Source organism: Bacillus sp. VT 712 (assembly GCF_001614195.1).
Taxonomy (GTDB): Bacteria; Bacillota; Bacilli; order Bacillales; family Bacillaceae_H; genus Priestia; species Priestia flexa.
In genome coordinates, this window is record NZ_LWBK01000038.1 from 1 (window position 1) to 18,334 (window position 18,334).

At 39.3% G+C, this 18,334-nt stretch carries 15 protein-coding genes and 1 pseudogene; 1 reads left to right on the forward strand and 15 read right to left on the reverse strand.

Annotated features, from left to right (window positions below; genetic code table 11):
* Positions 1-9 precede the first annotated feature (9 nt).
* The 6 genes and pseudogenes from hydA to mce form a co-directional block, all read right to left on the reverse strand.
* Complete coding sequence (gene hydA, locus A2U94_RS16215; protein WP_025909782.1) at positions 10-1,425, reverse strand: dihydropyrimidinase; 1,416 nt, start codon at positions 1,423-1,425, stop codon at positions 10-12.
* A gap of 25 nt (positions 1,426-1,450) precedes the next feature.
* Entirely contained in the window at positions 1,451-2,731 is a 1,281-nt protein-coding gene (gene preA, locus A2U94_RS16220) for an NAD-dependent dihydropyrimidine dehydrogenase subunit PreA (RefSeq protein ID WP_025909781.1), read from the reverse strand.
* Positions 2,732-2,754: 23 nt separating this feature from the next.
* Positions 2,755-4,122: an NAD(P)-dependent oxidoreductase gene (locus A2U94_RS16225; RefSeq protein ID WP_025909780.1), complete on the reverse strand. Its 1,368-nt coding sequence runs from the start codon at positions 4,120-4,122 to the stop codon at positions 2,755-2,757.
* A 243-nt stretch (positions 4,123-4,365) separates the two neighbouring features.
* Positions 4,366-5,484 carry a tripeptidase T gene (locus tag A2U94_RS16230; protein ID WP_025909779.1) on the reverse strand — a complete coding sequence of 373 codons (1,119 nt, stop codon included), beginning with the start codon at positions 5,482-5,484 and terminating at the stop codon, positions 4,366-4,368.
* Between the two features lie 25 nt (positions 5,485-5,509).
* Positions 5,510-7,059 (reverse strand): annotated as a pseudogene (locus A2U94_RS16235) (acyl-CoA carboxylase subunit beta).
* A 3-nt stretch (positions 7,060-7,062) separates the two neighbouring features.
* Positions 7,063-7,476 (reverse strand): methylmalonyl-CoA epimerase, encoded by a 414-nt coding sequence (gene mce / locus A2U94_RS16240; RefSeq protein WP_025909777.1) that lies wholly within the window; start codon positions 7,474-7,476, stop codon positions 7,063-7,065.
* A 155-nt stretch (positions 7,477-7,631) separates the two neighbouring features.
* Between mce and prli42 the strand changes: the two genes are divergently transcribed.
* Entirely contained in the window at positions 7,632-7,727 is a 96-nt protein-coding gene (prli42, locus tag A2U94_RS22155) for a stressosome-associated protein Prli42 (RefSeq protein WP_152545186.1), read from the forward strand.
* Positions 7,728-7,756: 29 nt separating this feature from the next.
* On the opposite strand, the gene A2U94_RS16245 is transcribed toward prli42, so the two are convergent.
* The 9 genes from A2U94_RS16245 to A2U94_RS16285 form a co-directional block, all read right to left on the reverse strand.
* The gene (locus tag A2U94_RS16245) at positions 7,757-8,263 is read right to left on the reverse strand and encodes a L,D-transpeptidase (RefSeq protein WP_025909776.1); all 507 of its coding nucleotides are present in this window, start codon (positions 8,261-8,263) and stop codon (positions 7,757-7,759) included.
* 63 nt (positions 8,264-8,326) lie between these two features.
* On the reverse strand, positions 8,327-9,277 hold the full coding sequence (locus A2U94_RS16250) for an aromatic acid exporter family protein (RefSeq protein ID WP_025909775.1): 951 nt from the start codon (positions 9,275-9,277) through the stop codon (positions 8,327-8,329).
* 438 nt (positions 9,278-9,715) lie between these two features.
* Positions 9,716-10,438, reverse strand: a complete 723-nt coding sequence (locus A2U94_RS16255; RefSeq protein ID WP_025909774.1) for an amino acid ABC transporter ATP-binding protein — start codon at positions 10,436-10,438, stop codon at positions 9,716-9,718.
* A complete protein-coding gene (locus tag A2U94_RS16260; protein WP_025909773.1) occupies positions 10,431-11,090 on the reverse strand; it encodes an amino acid ABC transporter permease in 660 nt (219 codons plus the stop codon). Before A2U94_RS16260 ends, A2U94_RS16255 begins: the two co-directional genes overlap by 8 nt.
* Positions 11,091-11,122: 32 nt before the next feature.
* Entirely contained in the window at positions 11,123-11,917 is a 795-nt protein-coding gene (locus A2U94_RS16265) for a transporter substrate-binding domain-containing protein (protein WP_025909772.1), read from the reverse strand.
* Between the two features lie 579 nt (positions 11,918-12,496).
* Complete coding sequence (locus A2U94_RS16270; protein ID WP_025909220.1) at positions 12,497-12,934, reverse strand: BrxA/BrxB family bacilliredoxin; 438 nt, start codon at positions 12,932-12,934, stop codon at positions 12,497-12,499.
* A 91-nt stretch (positions 12,935-13,025) separates the two neighbouring features.
* The gene (gene meaB, locus A2U94_RS16275; RefSeq protein WP_025909221.1) at positions 13,026-14,027 is read right to left on the reverse strand and encodes a methylmalonyl Co-A mutase-associated GTPase MeaB; all 1,002 of its coding nucleotides are present in this window, start codon (positions 14,025-14,027) and stop codon (positions 13,026-13,028) included.
* A gap of 4 nt (positions 14,028-14,031) precedes the next feature.
* Positions 14,032-16,188, reverse strand: coding sequence for a methylmalonyl-CoA mutase (gene scpA, locus A2U94_RS16280; RefSeq protein WP_025909222.1), 2,157 nt, complete (start codon positions 16,186-16,188; stop codon positions 14,032-14,034).
* Entirely contained in the window at positions 16,181-18,133 is a 1,953-nt protein-coding gene (locus A2U94_RS16285; protein WP_025909223.1) for a methylmalonyl-CoA mutase family protein, read from the reverse strand. The genes scpA and A2U94_RS16285 overlap by 8 nt, the downstream gene beginning before the upstream one ends.
* Between the last annotated feature and the right edge of the window lie 201 nt (positions 18,134-18,334).

The window sequence follows — 18,334 nt, forward strand, 5'->3', positions numbered from 1 at the left end:
GTAGCATAATTACAGTTTTACTGGGGATTGCTGAGCTTCATTACGCTCATTAAATTTTGACCGCTTAATATACTCACCATAACCACTCTTACCAACAAATTGCTTTTCTTTAATCACAAATTCTCCTCTACACAATACTGAAACCGGCTCACCCGTAATTTCCATTCCTTCAAACGCACTATAATCAACAGCCATGTGATGTGTTTCAGCAGAAATTTTACGCTTGACAGTCGGGTCAAAAATTAATAGGTCCGCATCGCTTCCTACAGCAATTGTGCCTTTTTTCGGATATAATCCAAATAGCTTAGCAGTGCGAGTAGATGTTACGTCTACAAATTGATTAAGCGTAATCTTCCCTTTCTGTACACCTTCTGAAAATAAGATGCTCATACGGTCTTCAATAATAGGACCGCCATTTGGAATCTTTGTAAAATCATTCTTACCTAAATCTTTTTGCCCATTAAAATCAAATGAACATTGATCAGACCCAATCGTTTGTAAATCTCCATTTTTTAATGCGTTCCATAACACTTCTTGGTTCCACTTTTCACGAAGAGGTGGTGACCAGACGTATTTAGCTCCTTCAAAATTAGGTTTTTCTAAGTAGGATTCATCTAATACTAAATATTGCGGACATGTTTCACCCCAAATATTCACACCTCGATTTCGAGCCTGAGCAATTTGATTCACCGCTTCAGCACAAGATACATGCACTACATATAGCTGTGAATCAGCAAGACCTGTAAAACAAGCTGCTCTACCTGTTGCCTCACCTTCAATCTCTGGAGGTCTTGTACGCGCATGGTAAATTGGATCTGTACTTCCTGCTTCTAACGCTTTCTTCGTTAAATAGTCAATCACGTCTCCGTTTTCAGCATGTACCATAACTAATGCCCCAAGCTCTTTTGCTTGAATAAGCGTTTGATAAAGGGTCGCATCGTCCGCTTGAAATACATCTTTATACGCCATGAATACTTTGAACGACGTAATCCCTTCATTTTCAATAATAGTAGGAAGTTGTTCTAATACCTGATCGTTCATCTCTCCAATCATCAGGTGGAAGCTATAGTCAATAGCTGCTTTCCCTTCTGATTTTGCATGCCAAGTATTAATGGCATTTTGCAACGGTTTCCCTTTATCTGTTAAGCAAAAATCAATGATAGTTGTGGTACCTCCAAACGCCGCTGCAATGGTCCCCGTTTCAAAATCATCTTTTGTGACCGTACCTCCAAATGGCATGTCTAAATGAGTATGTGGATCAATTCCTCCAGGGAAAATATAAGCTCCATTTGCGTCAACAATTTCACAACTAGACTCATCTAGTCCCTTTCCAATTGCTGCGATTTTCCCATCTTCAATTAAAATGTCTCCGCTGTACGTATCTGCTGCTGTAACGATTACTCCATTTTTCACTAATTTTTTCATAATTTGATCCCCCTATTGTGTTTGGTTATACGTCCAGTTTTTGTGCAGATGTCATCGCAAGTGCCGCTTGTCTTTCATTCCACGTCATAGGCGGCTGCTCACTCGCTACCTCCACCATAGAGATTGCTCCATCAACAGGACAGACAATCGAGCAGAGATTACAGCCCACACAATCTTCTTCTCTTACTTGCAAATACGGTTTACCTGAAGAGTCTTTCAACATATCAATACATTGATGGGACGTGTCTTCACATGAAATATGACACTTGTTACAATTAATACATGTATTGGGGTCAATTCGAGCCACAACTTTATAATTTAAATCAAGATTTCCCCAATCAGAGTATTTCGGAACAGCTTTTCCAACAAGATCGCTCACTTTTGCAATTCCTCGCTCATCAAGGTAGTTGTTTAGTCCATCAAGCATGTCTTCTACAATTCTAAAACCATGATGCATAGCAGCTGTGCACACTTGAACCCCAGTTGCTCCCATAAGCATAAATTCCACTGCTTCCTGCCAATTCGATACGCCTCCCATACCTGAAATCGGTACGTTAATATGAGGGCTTCTTGCACATTCAGCCACCATATTTAAGGCGATAGGCTTAACGGCTGGACCACAGTAGCCTCCATGTGCACCTTTACCAGCCACGTGGGGAATTGTGTTCCATGAATTGATATCCACTCCGGCTAAGCTATTGATAGTGTTAATCATACTCACTGCGTCCGCTCCGCCTCTTACAGCGGCTTCTGCTGTAACTGTGATGTCCGTAATATTTGGAGTCAACTTAACAATAACAGGCGTTTTCGCTACTTCTTTAGCCCAGTACGTTTGCTTTTCAACAAGGTCAGGCACCTGCCCTGAAGCTGCTCCCATTCCTCGCTCGGCCATGCCGTGAGGACAGCCGAAATTTAGCTCTAAACCGTCAACGCCTACATCTTCTACACGTTTTACAATTTCATGCCATTTCTCCTGTTTTGGTTCAACCATTAAAGAAGCAATGATAGCATGGTCAGGAAATTTCTTTTTGGTCTCATAGATTTCTTTTAAATTAACCTCAAGCGGCCGATCCGTAATAAGCTCAATATTATTAAAACCCGCTACGCGCTGGCCGTTAAAGCTCACCGCTGCAAACCGTGAAGATACATTTAAAATTGGATCTCCAAGCGTTTTCCAAACTGCTCCGCCCCATCCTGCTTCAAAGGCACGCTGTACTTGATACCCCGAGTTTGTAGGCGGCGCTGATGCTAGCCAAAATGGATTGGGTGATTTAATACCTGCTAAGTTTATGCGTAAATCTGCCATACTTGTTTCCCCCTCTCGTTTGTTTAAGCTGTTTCAATTGCTTCTTTCTTTAACTGAGCATGAATGCCATATGCCGTTTGCTTCCCTTGCTGTGCAGCCGTCACAACCATGGCTTCACCTTGCCCTTTTCCAAATACAACGTCACCACAAGCAAAGACTTTAGGGTTTGAGGTTTGGAATGTATCTTGATCAATTAGTACGACTCCACCATCTTGCTTTAATTCAAACTGATTAATTAAAGATAAGTAACGCTCTTGCCCAATTGCTTTAATAACAGCATCCACTTTAATTAAGAACTCTGACCCTTCTATTGGTACAGGCTTTTTACGTCCATCACCTTCCGATTCTTTTAGTTCCATTTTGATACATTCAATACCTGTTACTTCATTTTTGTCATTTCCAACAATTCTCACAGGTGCTGTTAACCATCGAAACTCTACACCGTCTTGCTTGGCAAATTCATATTCAAAATCATAGGCTGTCATTTCAGCACTCGTTCTACGGTATAGAATTTTTACATTTTTTGCCCCTAATCGTATGGAACATGTTGCTCCATCAATCGCTGTATTTCCTGCACCAACAACCGCTACTTTTTTCCCCACAAACTCTGTAGTCAACGCTTCTGATTTTGTTTGCTTCACAAAGTCAATTGCATCATAAACTCCCTTTAGGTGCTCTCCTTCAATACCTAAATTTGGAACTTTACTCATTCCAATAGCAAGAACGACTGCATCATAGTTCTCTAAAAGTTCACTCGGCATCACGTCTTCACCAACACGCATGTTTGTTTTAATTTCAACGTCTAGGGCTTTTACCTGCTGTACCTCCCAAAAAGAAATAGCTTGAGGGAGTCGAAACGATACAATTCCATAGGTATTTAACCCTCCTGCTTCTTTTTCTGCTTCAAAGATTGTCACAGCATATCCAAACCGAGCTAGTTCTCTGGCAGCTGAAAGCCCAGCGGGTCCTCCGCCTACAATAGCAACCCGCTTTCCGTTTGGCTTACCTTTTGTAAATAACACCTGTTCATTTTGAATAGCCCAGTCAGTAGCATAACGCTGAAGATCACCAATCATAATAGGTTTAGTCGAATGATTTAATACACATGCCCCTTCACAAAGCTCTTCTGTTGGACAAACCCTCGCACAGCTCGCTCCAACAGGATTCGATGTCATAATCGTTTGAGCGGACCCCTTTAAATTTCCAGATGCAATTTTTTTAATAAACGTTGGTATATCAATGCCCGTTGGACAAGCTTGAATACAAGGAGCATCGTAACAGTACAAACATCGATTAGCTTCTTCAATAGCTTCTTGATTTGGCAAGCCTTTTTCAACTTCACTAAAGTTCTCTACAATTGCTTGAAGCATCGGCTGAGCTGAAGATTTCATAAATCCATCCCCCTTCTAAATTGCTTTATATCGATTATACTTGAAAGCGCTTACATATTTTTTTATTAACTTTCCCCCGATTGGTTTCACTCCTTTGTGTTGAGGTTTTAAGCTTATAATCCATTTTACTGAAGAAACGTGCTGTTTACATTATACAAAGTGTCAAAAAATTCAAACTTTATATTAGCCGATATGTAAAAAGCTTGAGCGACAAGACCCAAGCTTTTTACAATGTGATTATTATCATTTTGCTACTTCTTTGATAATCGATACAACCAGCTCTGATGTTTTTACAAGTTCTTCAACTGGAATTTTTTCACTTGTGGTATGAATATCTTCATAGCCTACAGCTAAGTTTACAGTTGGAATATCAAAACCTGCAATGACGTTTGCATCGCTGCCACCGCCGCTTTGTAGCAAGCGTGAAGGACGACCGATATTGGCAACCGCTTTTTTTGCTACTTCTACAACATGGTCTCCATCGCTAAATTTAAAGCCAGGATACATCACTTTAATATCTACTTCAGCTCTTCCTCCCATGTCACTTGCTGCAGATTCAAATGCTTCCTTCATTTTTGCCACTTGCGCTTCCATTTTTTCAGGAACCAATGAACGAGCTTCTGCTAAGATCGATACGTAGTCGCACACAATATTCGTTTGCGTTCCACCTTCAAAGCGACCAATATTCGCCGTTGTTTCTTCATCAATACGCCCTAGAGGCATACGTGAAATCGCTTTTGAGGCAATGGTAATTGCCGATACTCCACGCTCAGGTGCTACACCAGCGTGAGCTGTTTTTCCATAAATATCTGCTTTGACTTTTGCTTGCGTTGGAGCAGCAACAATAATATCGCCCACTTTTCCATCGCTATCAAGCGCATAGCCAAATTTTGCCGTTACAAGCTTTGGATCTAATGCTTTCGCTCCAACTAATCCAGATTCCTCTCCAACTGTGATGACAAACTCAATGGTACCGTGCTCAACATTTTGCTCTTTTAGCACTTGAATAGCTTCTAGCATCGCTGCCAATCCAGCCTTATCATCAGCTCCTAGAATCGTTGTTCCATCGCTTTTAATATAACCGTCTTCAATAGATGGCTTAATGCCTTTTCCAGGAACAACCGTATCCATATGAGAAGTAAAATAAATGGTATCTACTCCTTCTTTTGTTCCTGGAAGAGTACAAATTAAATTACCTGCACCATGTCCAGTTTCAGCTGTTGTATCATCTTCAACAACTTTTACTCCTAAAGCCGTGAATTTTTCCGTTAATACTTTTGCAATCTCGGCTTCATACTTTGTTTCTGAATCAACTTGTATAAGTTCTAAAAATAGATCAACTAGACGTCGCTCATTAACCATAATATGTAATCCCTCCAAAATTAACCTACAATGGTATGTTACCATGTTTTCGCTGTGGACGCTCTTCCTTTTTATTGTGCAACATTTCGAGTGCTTGTATTAATTTTATTCTTGTATCTCTTGGATCAATCACATCATCTACCATACCCCCCTCGCCGCAACGTATGGATTAGCAAACTTATCGCGATACTGCTCAATTTTTTCAGCTCGAACTTCTTCGGGAGCATCACTACTTTGGATTTCGTTCGCAAAAATAATATTGGCAGCTCCTTGAGGACCCATAACGGCAATTTCAGCGTTTGGCCAAGCATATACCATATCTGCACCAATTGATTTACTATTTAGCGCAACATAAGCTCCACCGTAGGCTTTTCGTAAAATCACCGTAATTTTCGGAACAGTTGCCTCAGAATAGGCATATAAAATTTTAGCACCGTGACGAATGATACCGCCATGTTCTTGCTTAATACCAGGAAAGAATCCTGTTACATCTTCAAACGTAATGAGTGGAATATGAAAAGAGTCACAAAACCTTATAAAACGTGCAGCTTTGTCTGAGGAGTTAATATCTAAGCTGCCAGCCATAAACTTTGGTTGATTACAAACCAGCCCGACCACGTTTCCATTCAAGCGAGCTAAGCCGACTACAATGTTTTTAGCAAAATCTTTTTGTACTTCTAAAAATGTTCCTTCGTCTACGACGTGGTCAATAACATGGCGAACATCATATGGTCTGACAGCATCAAAAGGCACAACATCCAATAATTCTGGGCGGTCATTGCTTTGATCATTATAAGGGACACTCGGTGGCTTTTCAGCATTAGATAAAGGCAAGTAGCTTAGTAAGAGGCGAACCTGCTCAAGCACTTCTTCTTCTGAACTTGCGCTAAAATGAGCATTTCCACTAATTTCATTATGAACAGCAGCTCCACCCAAATTTTCTGCTGTGATTGTTTCACCCGTTACTGTCTCAATCACTTTCGGTCCTGTAATAAACATTTGGCTCGTCTTTTCCACCATAAATACAAAATCAGTGATGGCTGGTGAGTATACTGCACCACCTGCACATGGTCCCATAATCACGGAGATTTGAGGGATGACTCCTGAATAAATGGCGTTTCGATAAAAAATTTGACCGTATCCGTCTAACGACATCACGCCTTCTTGAATTCGCGCTCCACCCGAGTCATTTAATCCAATAAAAGGAACACCAGTTTTCGCTGCTAGGTCCATTACATTGACGATTTTTTTGGCATGCATTTCTCCAAGCGCACCGCCAAACACCGTGAAATCTTGAGAAAACAAATAAATGCCTCGTCCATTCACTTTACCGTACCCAGTGACAACACCGTCTCCAGGACCTGCTTGTGTATTCATATTAAAGTCCAGACAGCGGTGTTCTATAAAAGGCTGAACTTCAACAAATGTTCCTTCATCAACCAATAAGTCAATGCGTTCTCTAGCCGTTAGTTTTCCTTTGAAATGTTGCTTTTCAATTTTTTGATCTCCGCCCCCTTGTTCAATTTTGCGGCGCTTGTCGTATAGCTCATTTAGTTTTTCATAAATATCAACCATGTGCTATTCCTCCTCTGTTGGTTTCTTTTCACAAAGTTCATACAAAACCCCTGCGGTGGACGACGGGTGTAAAAAAGCAATGGAAGCACCACCAGCTCCTAATCTTGGCTCATGATCAATCATTTTAATTCCACGTTCTTTCAGCTCTTGAATGCGATCTTCAATGCTTCCAACACCAAAGGCAATGTGGTGTATACCCTCTCCACGTTTTTGAAGAAATTTAGCGACTGGACTGCTATTATTTAAAGGTTCAAGAAGTTCGATTTTCGAATCACCGCATTGAAAAAAAGCTACCTTTACACCTTGATTTTCTACTTTTTCTATCCCTAAACATAGTAAGCCAAGCTGCCTCTCATAAAATGCTTTGATGTTATCAATAGAGTGAACAGCGATGCCAATATGATCAATTTTATTCATATTCCCACCCCCTAAAAAAGCGTTTTCATTTAGACATATTCTTGAATGAATCTTCATTCTCCTTCTTAAAACGAAAGCGAATAAAGAAGTTGCTTGTCCCATTTCCCTGCTACATGTAAAATAGAAAAAAAGGTTGTGAGAGGAGCTACTCTTTTATGTCGAATAAAAAATGGCAAAAAATTGTGGTCTATTTAATGCTGGGAACGATGATAATCACAACTGTTCTTGCTGGCATTACAATGTGGCTATAATAAAAGGTAGGTGATGAATCACCTACCTTTTATTGCACTACTATTCCTTTTTCCTTCGCTAGATCTTCAAAGGATTTTCCACTGGTCACAATCCATACTTTTGTTCCAAGAGGAACCTTTTCATAAAGCTCAACAACGCGTTCATTTCGAAGCCTTATGCACCCATTAGAAACATACTTGCCGATAGAGTTTGGCTGGTTTGTACCATGAATTCCATAAATTCGCCCATCTGTGTCTTTTGCATCAAATCCAATCCACCTCAACCCAAGTGGATTAGTAGGGTCTCCCCCTTCTATCTTATCTTTTCGATAATAAGGGTTTGCTGCTTTAACTGTGATAGTGAACTCGCCTTCTGGTGTTAAATCTTTTGTTCTTCCCGAACCCACTTTAATAACATTCTCTACCTTGCCGTGTTCAATATATGCTAATTCATTTGTCTGTTTATTTACAATAATAAAAGGGTCAGCTGGTAAAGGATTTGCTCCCAGCGGCCAAATTGGTGATACAAGTACTAAAATAAGAAACATGACGTGCATACAATTCAACCCCTTACGCTTTTTCTTATTGTTCGTAAGGGGTTGCTACAACATGCATATTGTTTACGTAATTTTTAAGCTTTGTTTAATAATTAAATATTGCTCTATTTCCTTTACAAAGTGTAACAGATCTGCTCGTGCTTCGAATTCTTCACGAGACTTAGGTAGCTCCATGCATTGAAAAGATTCCTTGAGCTGCTCCAGCTTTAATAAAAAAAGCTTTGCTGTGTTACCCGGATGAATAGAAAAGCTTAATTCTTCAATAAAATCAGCAATCATATATCTTTGTTCAACCACAAGGTCAATTGATGTAAGAAGAGGAAGAGTACGTTCTAGAATTTCTAATTGTTTTTCACGAATTTTAAAGTATCGATAATAATAATTTTCTGAACGTACAAAATGGTTTTCAACATCACGGAAAGCTAGACTTTTAGCTTTTTCTAAGAGCACTGCTGTATCGGCAATTTCTTTGCCAGACCAAGTGCTTTCGTTTCTTCTTAAATAAAGCGCCATTTCTTTAAGAATGATATGAAAATTCTCTTCAATGTCCTGCTGATACTGACGAAGCTCTTTGTCTAAGCTTGGCATGTATAAATTCACAAGAAGCGCTACGCCAATACCAACCACAATGAGCCCTAATTCATTGAAAACAATTTGCCACGTCATATTTTCAAGAGAGTAAATGTGCAGTAAAATAACTGAACTTGTTACAATTCCTCCGTTGACCTTTAAAATAACGGTTAACGGAATAAAAAATAGCAGCATCAATCCGATGACCGCTGGATGATAAGCAATTCCTTCAAAGAAAATAAATGAAAATAAAATTGAAATCGAACAAGCTACAAAGCGATCAAACGCACTTTGCAACGATTTTTTCTGTGAATTTTGTATACATAAGATTGTAATAATTCCTGCTGATGGGAAAAACTCAAGGCCGATGAGCTGTGCAATGCTAATTGCGAGTGCAGTACCTACGGCTGTTTTAAAGGTTCGATAACCAATTTTATACTTCATATCGTCAAAGCTCCTAAACAGTTCCTTTTTTATAAGTTATTCATAACACTATTATTTATTAACATGTTTCATTCAATTACGCAATGCTTCTCGCTATTTATAAATTAAAAAAAGAGTTTGGGACATAACAAAATGATTGCTTCTAAAAGACGAACACTAGCTGTTCCCATCTCTTTGATTTGTCTCAACACGTTTGTTCCATTGCGCTACGGTCACTCGCTTTCCGCGGGGAGGAACCTGAGCTTCCTCGCTGCGCTGCGGGATCTCCGTTTTCCCTCTCTTTCCCGCAGGAGTCGAGTGTCCTACGCTCCATTCCACCCTGTTTCCAACATTGTTTTCACAATCAACAAAAAACCTGAACGATTAAAAGTTATGAACTCTCAATCATTCAGGTATAGTAGAGGCTGAACTACTTATATCTCAGTCTCTTTTTGATTATTATAAGATTTTTTCAAGAAAATCCTTCGCACGCTTACTTTTAGGTGCTGTAAAAAACTCAGCCGGAGGTGAATCTTCCACTAGGCGGCCGCCATCTAAGAATAAAACACGATCTGCTACTTCGCGCGCAAAGCCCATTTCATGCGTAACGATAACCATTGTCATACCCGTTTCAGTTAGTGATTTCATTACATCTAATACTTCTTTTACCATCTCTGGGTCTAAAGCAGATGTTGGTTCATCAAAAAGCATAATTTCTGGTTCCATCGCAAGAGCACGAGCAATAGCAACACGCTGCTTTTGACCTCCTGAAAGTCGACTTGGATACTCGTTTGCTTTTTCAGCTAGTCCGACTTTAGTTAGTAGTTCCATTCCTTTGCTCTTCGCCTCTTCTTTTGAGATTCCTTTAACTGTAGTAGGCGCGTATGTTAAGTTTTCAAGCACCGTCATATGAGGAAACAGATGAAAGTGCTGAAATACCATCCCGACATTTTGTCGCACGTTTATAATGTTTGTCTTCGCATTTGTAATTTCTTGATCAGCTATTGTAATGGCTCCACTAGTTGGCTGTTCAAGTAAATTCATACAGCGCAAAAACGTTGATTTCCCGGAACCTGATGGACCGATTACGGCGACTACTTCTTTTTCTTTAATAACTGTTGAAATGCCTTTTAGAACTTCATTTTGGCCAAAGGACTTGTGTAAGTTTTCAATTTTAATCACCTTTTCTCATTCTCCTCTCGATCACTTTACCAAGGAGCGTTAAGCCCATTACCATGATGTAATAAATTAATCCTGCAAATAACAGAGGTTCAAAATACGCAAACTTTTCTCCTCCAACGATATATGCACGTCTCATAATATCAAGCGCACCGATAACCGTTACAAGTGCTGATTCTTTCGTAAGCGTAATAAACTCATTCATTAAAGCTGGTAAAATGTTTTTTAAAGCTTGAGGCATAATGACTTGGCCCATCATTTTACGATATGGAATTCCTAAAGCAAGAGCAGCTTCACGTTGTCCTTTATCGACTGCTAAAATACCAGCACGAATAATTTCAGAGATATATGCAGCTGAGTTTAATCCGAATGCAGCAACTGCAGCAGGAAATGGCGCAATATCAAAACCTAAAATTTGTGGTAACCCAAAATAAATAAGCAATAACTGCAGTACGAGCGGCGTACCACGAAAGATTGATGTATAAAGATCAGCTAACCAAATGAGCGGTTTTGAACGACTAATTTTAAATAGAGATAAGATTGTCCCTAGTACAAAACCGACAATGGCTGAAGCTAAAACTATTTGAATCGTCACTCCTATCCCTTTTAAAATATAAGGGATTGAAGGCACGATTTGTGAAAAGTCCAAATTCATGCCTGTTTTCCTTCCTCTCCGTTCATTGTCTCTTATTCTTTACTATCAAACCATTTAACGATTAGCTCTTCTAGCTCTCCGCTTTCTTTCATTTCTTGTAGTTCTTTATTAAACTCATCCGTTAGCTTGCTGTCTTTAGGAAATGCAATGGCAGAACCTTTGTTAGAGTCTTCTCTTCCTGTTTCTACAAGTTGTAACGTATCATCTTTTGCTACATAGCCTTTTGCTACTGTATCCTCAATGATTGCTACATCAATACGATTTGACTTCATTTCTTGAATCAATTGTGGAATACGATCGCGACTTTCAATTTTAATGTCTACTTCTTCTGATAATGTTTTTGCTTCATCTTCTTGAATAGATGCTGTTTGAACACCTACTGTTTTTCCGTTCAGCTCTTCAATGCTATTAATCGGCTCGTCCTTTTTAGATACAAGTACATTTTTCGCCTCGTAATATACATCAGAGAAGTCTATGTTCTTTTTACGCTCTTCCGTCGGCGTCATTCCTGCTAAAACAAAGTCCACTTTTTTAGACTGTAAAGATGGAATTAAGCTACCGAACTCCATATCGACAACTTGTACTTCATAACCTAGCTCTTTACCAATTGCTTTTGCTAAATCAATATCGAAACCGACCGGCTCGCTGTCACCTTTTGCTGTATCAATATACTCAAACGGTGGATAATCAGCTGAAGTTCCCATTTTTAAAACTTTTGCATCCTCACTGCCTCCGCCTCCATTTGAAGCACCTTCACCAGCACCACAAGCAGCTAATGCTCCCGCTGTTAACAACCCTATAACTGTTACTGATAGCCATTTTTTCATTTTCATGTCACGTTTCCCCCAATTTTAATATTTTCTTAAAATTAATAATATTATGAAATAAGTTTTTCCTTATTGCAAGTCATTGTAAAAAAATAAATATATATTCATGTAACTGTATTTTAACACGTATTTATATTTATGCAACACTTTTTTTAAATATAGATTTAACTATATGAAAATACCTATCCACCATTTTCCATAACCATGTGAATCATGTATAAAAAATTGATATTACAAATATTTTCACCAAAAATAAAAGAGTTTGGGACATAACAAAATGATTGCTTCTAAGAGACGAACACTAGCTGTTCCCATCTCTTTGGTTTGTCTCAACACGTTCGTTCCATTGCGCTACGGCCACTCGCTTTCCGCGGGGAGGAACCTGAGCTTCCTCGCTGCGCTGCGGGATCTCATGTTTCCCTCTCTTTCCCGCAGGAGTCGAGTGTCCTACGCTCCATTCCACCCTGTTTCCAACATTGTTTTCACAATCAACAAAAAACCTGAACGATTAAAAGTTATGAACTCTCAATCGTTCAGGTATAGTAAGGACTGAACTACTTATGTCCCAGCCTCTTTTATTTATACTTCTTCACAATATTGATCAAACGCTTCTTGAAGTTTTGTTACAACTGACATTGGCTCATGTCCTTCAATTTCATGACGCTCTACCATTGTCATAATTTTACCATCTTTTAATAGTGCAAATGATGGTGAAGATGGTGGGTAGCCTTCAAAATATTCTCTAGCGCGAGCCGTTGCTTCTTTATCTTGGCCAGCGAATACCGTAACTAGATTCGTTGGGCGCTTATCGTAATGAACGGAATGAGCAGCTGCTGGTCTAGCAATCCCTCCTGCACATCCACAAACTGAGTTAACCATTACTAATGTTGTACCGGGCTTTTGAAACGCTTCCTCTACATCTTCAGCCGTCGTTAATTGCGTGTAACCTGCAGCTTCAATCTCTTGACGCGCTTGGCGAACAACATCATTCATAAATAAATTAAAATCGATGTTCATCTTTTTACCTCCTTTAGTTAGCTACTTTTATCATAGCAAACCATGACTTAAAACGCGATTTCTTTGGCTTATGTTTACGAAAAAATTATTGTTACTTTATCGGTTGGTTTACTTGTTTATACTGATGAATTATTGTCTCAAATGCTTCCTCCATTGTTATGTCTCCTTTTTGCATACGTTGCTCAACATCTTTTAGCGTATCACGTAGCTCTTGCTTACCATAAAAAGACTCGTACAGATAATCAGCAATTCTCGACTGTAGCCATGAAGAAAGTTGAAGACCTCGCTTTTGCTCAAATCGTTCATTTTGTATTAGCCAGCTCTTGTAATCCAAGATGTGATTCCATAAGCTAATCAAATCACCTGTCTCGTAAACAGATGTTGTTAATACCCTTGGCTGCCAACTAGATGAATGAGCATATAGAAATGAAATAACGGACTCATACTCTTTTTTCGTCAGTACTGCTTTTTTTCGATTATCTCCATCCGCTTTATTTACACAAATCAAGTCGGCTAGCTCTAAGATTCCTTTTTTAATTCCTTGAAGCTCATCTCCTGCACCTGTTAAAACAAGAAGAACAAAGACATCAACCATTTGCTTAACGATTCCTTCACCTTGCCCCACGCCCATCGTTTCTATAAAAATGACGTCATATCCCGCTGCTTCGCATAAAAGAACAGCTTCTCTCGTCTTGCGATGAACCCCGCCTAATGTTCCTTGCGAAGGAGACGGTCGAACAAAAGCTCTTGGATGCTTAGCAAGCTGCTCCATTCGCGTTTTATCACCTAAGATACTTCCACCAGATACCGTACTGCTTGGATCAATCGCAAGTACTGCTACTCGGTATCCTTGATCACATAAATAAGTTCCAAATGCATTAATTAACGTACTTTTCCCTGCTCCTGGTACACCTGTAAATCCAATCCGAATCGATTTTCCAGTATGCGAATAAATTTCTTTCATTAACTGTTGAGCCAGGTGTTTATGCTTAGCAGCCTGACTTTCAATTAAGGTAATAGCTTGTGCTAAAGCAGCTCGGTTTTTTCCTAAAAGCCCTTCTTTATACTGAGACACTGTTTTTAATTTGGTCATATAATCACTCATCCACCGCTAGCTTTTCTTTAATCTTATCTAACACGTGGATAGCTGCTTTTGGAATGACCGTACCTGGACCGAAAATAGCTGCTGCTCCGCTTGCTTCTAAAAAAGGATAATCTTGCTTTGGAATAACTCCTCCAACAATGACTAAAATATCTTCTCTACCGTGTAAACGCAGCTGCTCAACAAGCTGTGGAAGTAGCGTTTTATGTCCAGCAGCAAGCGAGCTAAACCCTACGACGTGAACATCATTTTCAATTGCTTGCACAGCAGTTTCTTCAGGCGTTTGAAAAAGTGGACCAACATCCACATCAAAGCCTAGATCCGCAAATGCTGTAGAAATGACTTTTGCTCCGCGATCATGACCGTCCTGACCCATTTTGGCAACTAGGATTCTTGGTCTTCTTCCCTCTTCTTCTAAGAAGTCATCTGTTAACTGGCGCACTTTATCAATAAGCTCTGCTCCTTCAAATTCTGCTTGATAAACACCTTTTATTGAACGTGTAACCGCTTGATGCCTACCAGATATTTTTTCAAGAGCAAGTGATATTTCGCCTAGCGTTGCTCTTGCTCTGGCAGCTTCAACCGCTAACTCTAATAAATTTCCCTTTCCTGTTTCAGCAGCATGCGTTAAATCACTTAAAGTTTTTTCCACCTGCTTGTCATCGCGCTGATTCTTCAGTTCTTTTAATCTTTCTACCTGCGCTGTTAGCACTGCTTGATTATCAATATCTAAAATCTCTAACTCTTCTTCTTCGTTCGCTTTAAATGCATTCACACCAACAATAATTTCGGCTTTTGAATCAATTCTAGCTTGCCTTCTGGCAGCAGCTTCTTCAATTTTCATTTTCGGAATCCCAGTTTCAATTGCTTTTGCCATACCACCAAGTGATTCAATCTCTTCTAAATGACCCCAAGCTTTATGAACGAGCTCATTCGTTAGTGATTCAATATAATAAGCCCCTCCCAACGGGTCAATAACAGAACAAATAGACGTTTCATCTTGTAAATATAACTGTGTATTACGTGCAATTCTTGCTGAAAAATCCGTTGGTAGCGCAATTGCTTCATCCAATGCATTCGTATGCAGTGACTGCGTGTGCCCTGAAACTGCTGCCAGTGCTTCCACACATGTACGCACTACGTTATTGAACGGATCTTGCTCCGTTAAGCTCCAGCCAGACGTTTGCGAGTGCGTACGCAAAGCTAACGACTTGGGATTTGTTGGATTAAACTGTTTCATTAGCTTAGCCCATAGCAATCTACCGGCTCTCATTTTTGCTACTTCCATAAAGTAGTTCATTCCAATCGCCCAAAAAAATGATAGGCGTGGTGCAAAGGCATCGACTGAAATACCAGATTTTATTCCGGTTCGAACATACTCTAATCCGTCTGCTAGCGTATAAGCTAGCTCCAGGTCAGCTGGTGCTCCCGCTTCTTGCATGTGATAGCCTGAAATACTGATGCTATTAAATTTGGGCATATGCTCAGACGTATACTTGAAAATATCTGCAATAATTCTCATCGACATATCTGGAGGATAAATATACGTATTACGTACCATGTATTCTTTTAAAATATCATTTTGAATGGTACCGGCTAGCTGCTCCTTTTGCACACCTTGTTCTTCAGCAGTCACGATATAAAAAGCCATGATTGGTAATACAGCACCATTCATCGTCATTGAAACCGACATTTTATCCAGAGGAATACCATCAAAAAGCTTTTTCATGTCTAAGATTGAATCAATTGCTACCCCCGCTTTTCCTACGTCACCAACCACGCGAGGGTGATCAGAGTCATACCCTCGATGTGTTGCTAAATCAAAAGCAACAGACAATCCTTTCTGCCCTGCAGCTAAATTTCTGCGATAAAAGGCATTGCTTTCTTCTGCTGTTGAAAACCCTGCGTACTGACGAATTGTCCATGGTTTTTTCACGTACATCGTCGCGTAAGGTCCTCTTAGATATGGTGGTTTTCCTGGTGTAAAATCAAGAAATTCAATGCCTTTATAATCTTTTTCTGTATATAGAGATTTCACAAAAATTTGTTCATTTGTTTGAAAAGATTCTACAGTATGCTGCTTACTCTCCACAGCTTTCGGTTGCGTAACAGCGCCAAAATCAATATTTTCAAATTGTGGTTTTTTATACATGTTGATTCACCTCAATCCAGCGTACTAATTGCGCAAAACAATTAATTGCATTCACATTTTCATTAATGAATTCCGCAGCTCCGTCTACCTCTGATTTTGCTACAACAAATACGTAAAGCTTTTCTTGTTTATACCCATTAAGGAAGGCAAGCATATCTTTTACTTGTTCAGGTTCACCACATACTACGTATGCATGACAAGGACGCTTTTTCAACCATTCAATGGTATCCAGGTCATGATATAACGGTGAAAAAGTTTCACATTGAAATCCACCAGACTGGAAAAAATCATAAGCAAACTCTTTTTGTTGCTTAACCAATTTACTTTCTGATAATTCAATGCAACCAATAGTCAATCCTTTGGTTCTTTCACGCATCTGTTCAAACGCTTCGCTTTTTCTCCACTGATTCAAAAAGAGAATTGCTTGAGAAGGGGATTGTTCTTCATGCGCATTCACCAATAGAGAAGATGCCGTCAATTCATTTCTTAATTGCAATTGATATTCGTGGTAGTCTTTGTTTGCAACGTTATCTTCTTCATAAGTAGTTTTACTTGGAGATACATAATGCGTAATTCCTACCATTCTTTCATTTCTGCTATGTATCTGTTCTCTTTTCTCTTCACTTACATGTTGAAGCTCACATTGAATCCAACCTGACTCTAGACATGCTTCCATACCGCCTTTAGATTCCATTTTCTGAAACAGCTTCCAAGCTTTTTCTGCAAGCTCATGCGTGTAGGATTCGATGTACCATGAGCCTCCTGCCGGGTCTATGACTCTGCCTAATTGTGATTCTTCTCGAAGCATTAGCTGCGTATTTCGTGCGAGTCGATTGGATAATTCTGTTGACTGCTTTGATATAGCATCATATGGATAAACATGGAGGCTATTTGCTCCGCCAATAATTCCAGCAAATGCTTGCAGTGTTCCTCGTAAAATATTCGTATGTAAGTCTTGAGATGAAAGCGTATGGATGGATGTATTTACATGGATGAAAGGAAGCGGTACGTCTATAGTCTGTGAAAATGCTCGAACGGCCTGAAGCCACAGTAAGCGAAATGCACGTAGTTTTGAAACTTCCATAAAAAGCTGTGAGCTTGTTGAGAATGAAAATGCCAGATGAGGTAATACATGATGTAAAGGAATATTGCGTCTTAAACATTCATCCATATATTGTACGGCTGTTGAAAGTGCATATGCTAACTCTTGAACAGCTGTTGCCCCGCTCATGTGATACGGTTTTGTATCAATAAGTACCGTCTTTAGCGAACTTTTCTTTTCTTGTACAAAAGCAATTGCGTTTGCCATGTCATGATACAAATCAGTGATTGGAATTGGTGAATGAGCGTGTTCAGCTAATGAGCCGAGCGGATCCATTCCAACCACTCCAGCTACTTGTGATAATGTGATCCCTTCCTGTTGACAGTACGTATCAATGGATTCAATCAACGGCAGTGCCGTATATCCAGAAGGAATAAAAAGAGGTACTTCAGGTAACTGAATGTCTTTAAAAAGCGCACATAGATCTGCATAGTTAGAGAGCAAAACGCCGCTTTTTAATTCAGTAAAAGGAACTGTTAACGGATTCTTTCCTTTAATTGATATAGGATTTAACTCAATAGCCAATGACGTTTGTCCGTTATCTAATGCTTCCTTTATCATTTGATTCGCTTTCTTTGGAACGGCTACATTTATTCGTTGTGCAATATTCCATTCATTTGATACGAAATGTGAGTCTATTCCTCTTACGAATAAGTAAAGCTCTTCGTCTTTTAAATGTGGTAAATCTTGCACGTCATTTTTTCGGTAAAGCGTTTTCAAAAAAATGTTCTCAAACGTTTCTTTTTCATATAGATGAGGGTCATCTTTTAGCGCTTTTTTTACTTCTTGTATCCATTCTTGCTGAGGAGTATAGGCAAATTCATGAAAGGATGGTTTATTCATCGTCATTTCCCCTTTATACTTTGATACCAAAGCCTTTTTCTGCTGACACACTCTCTTTTATTTTATTACATTCTATAAACGAAATATATATACCTTCTCAAAATACCGTATGCCAAATCGGCATGACGAGCAAAACCTTTTCGAATTAAATATTAAACAAATAAAAGAGTTTGGGACATAACAAAATGATTGGTTCTAAAA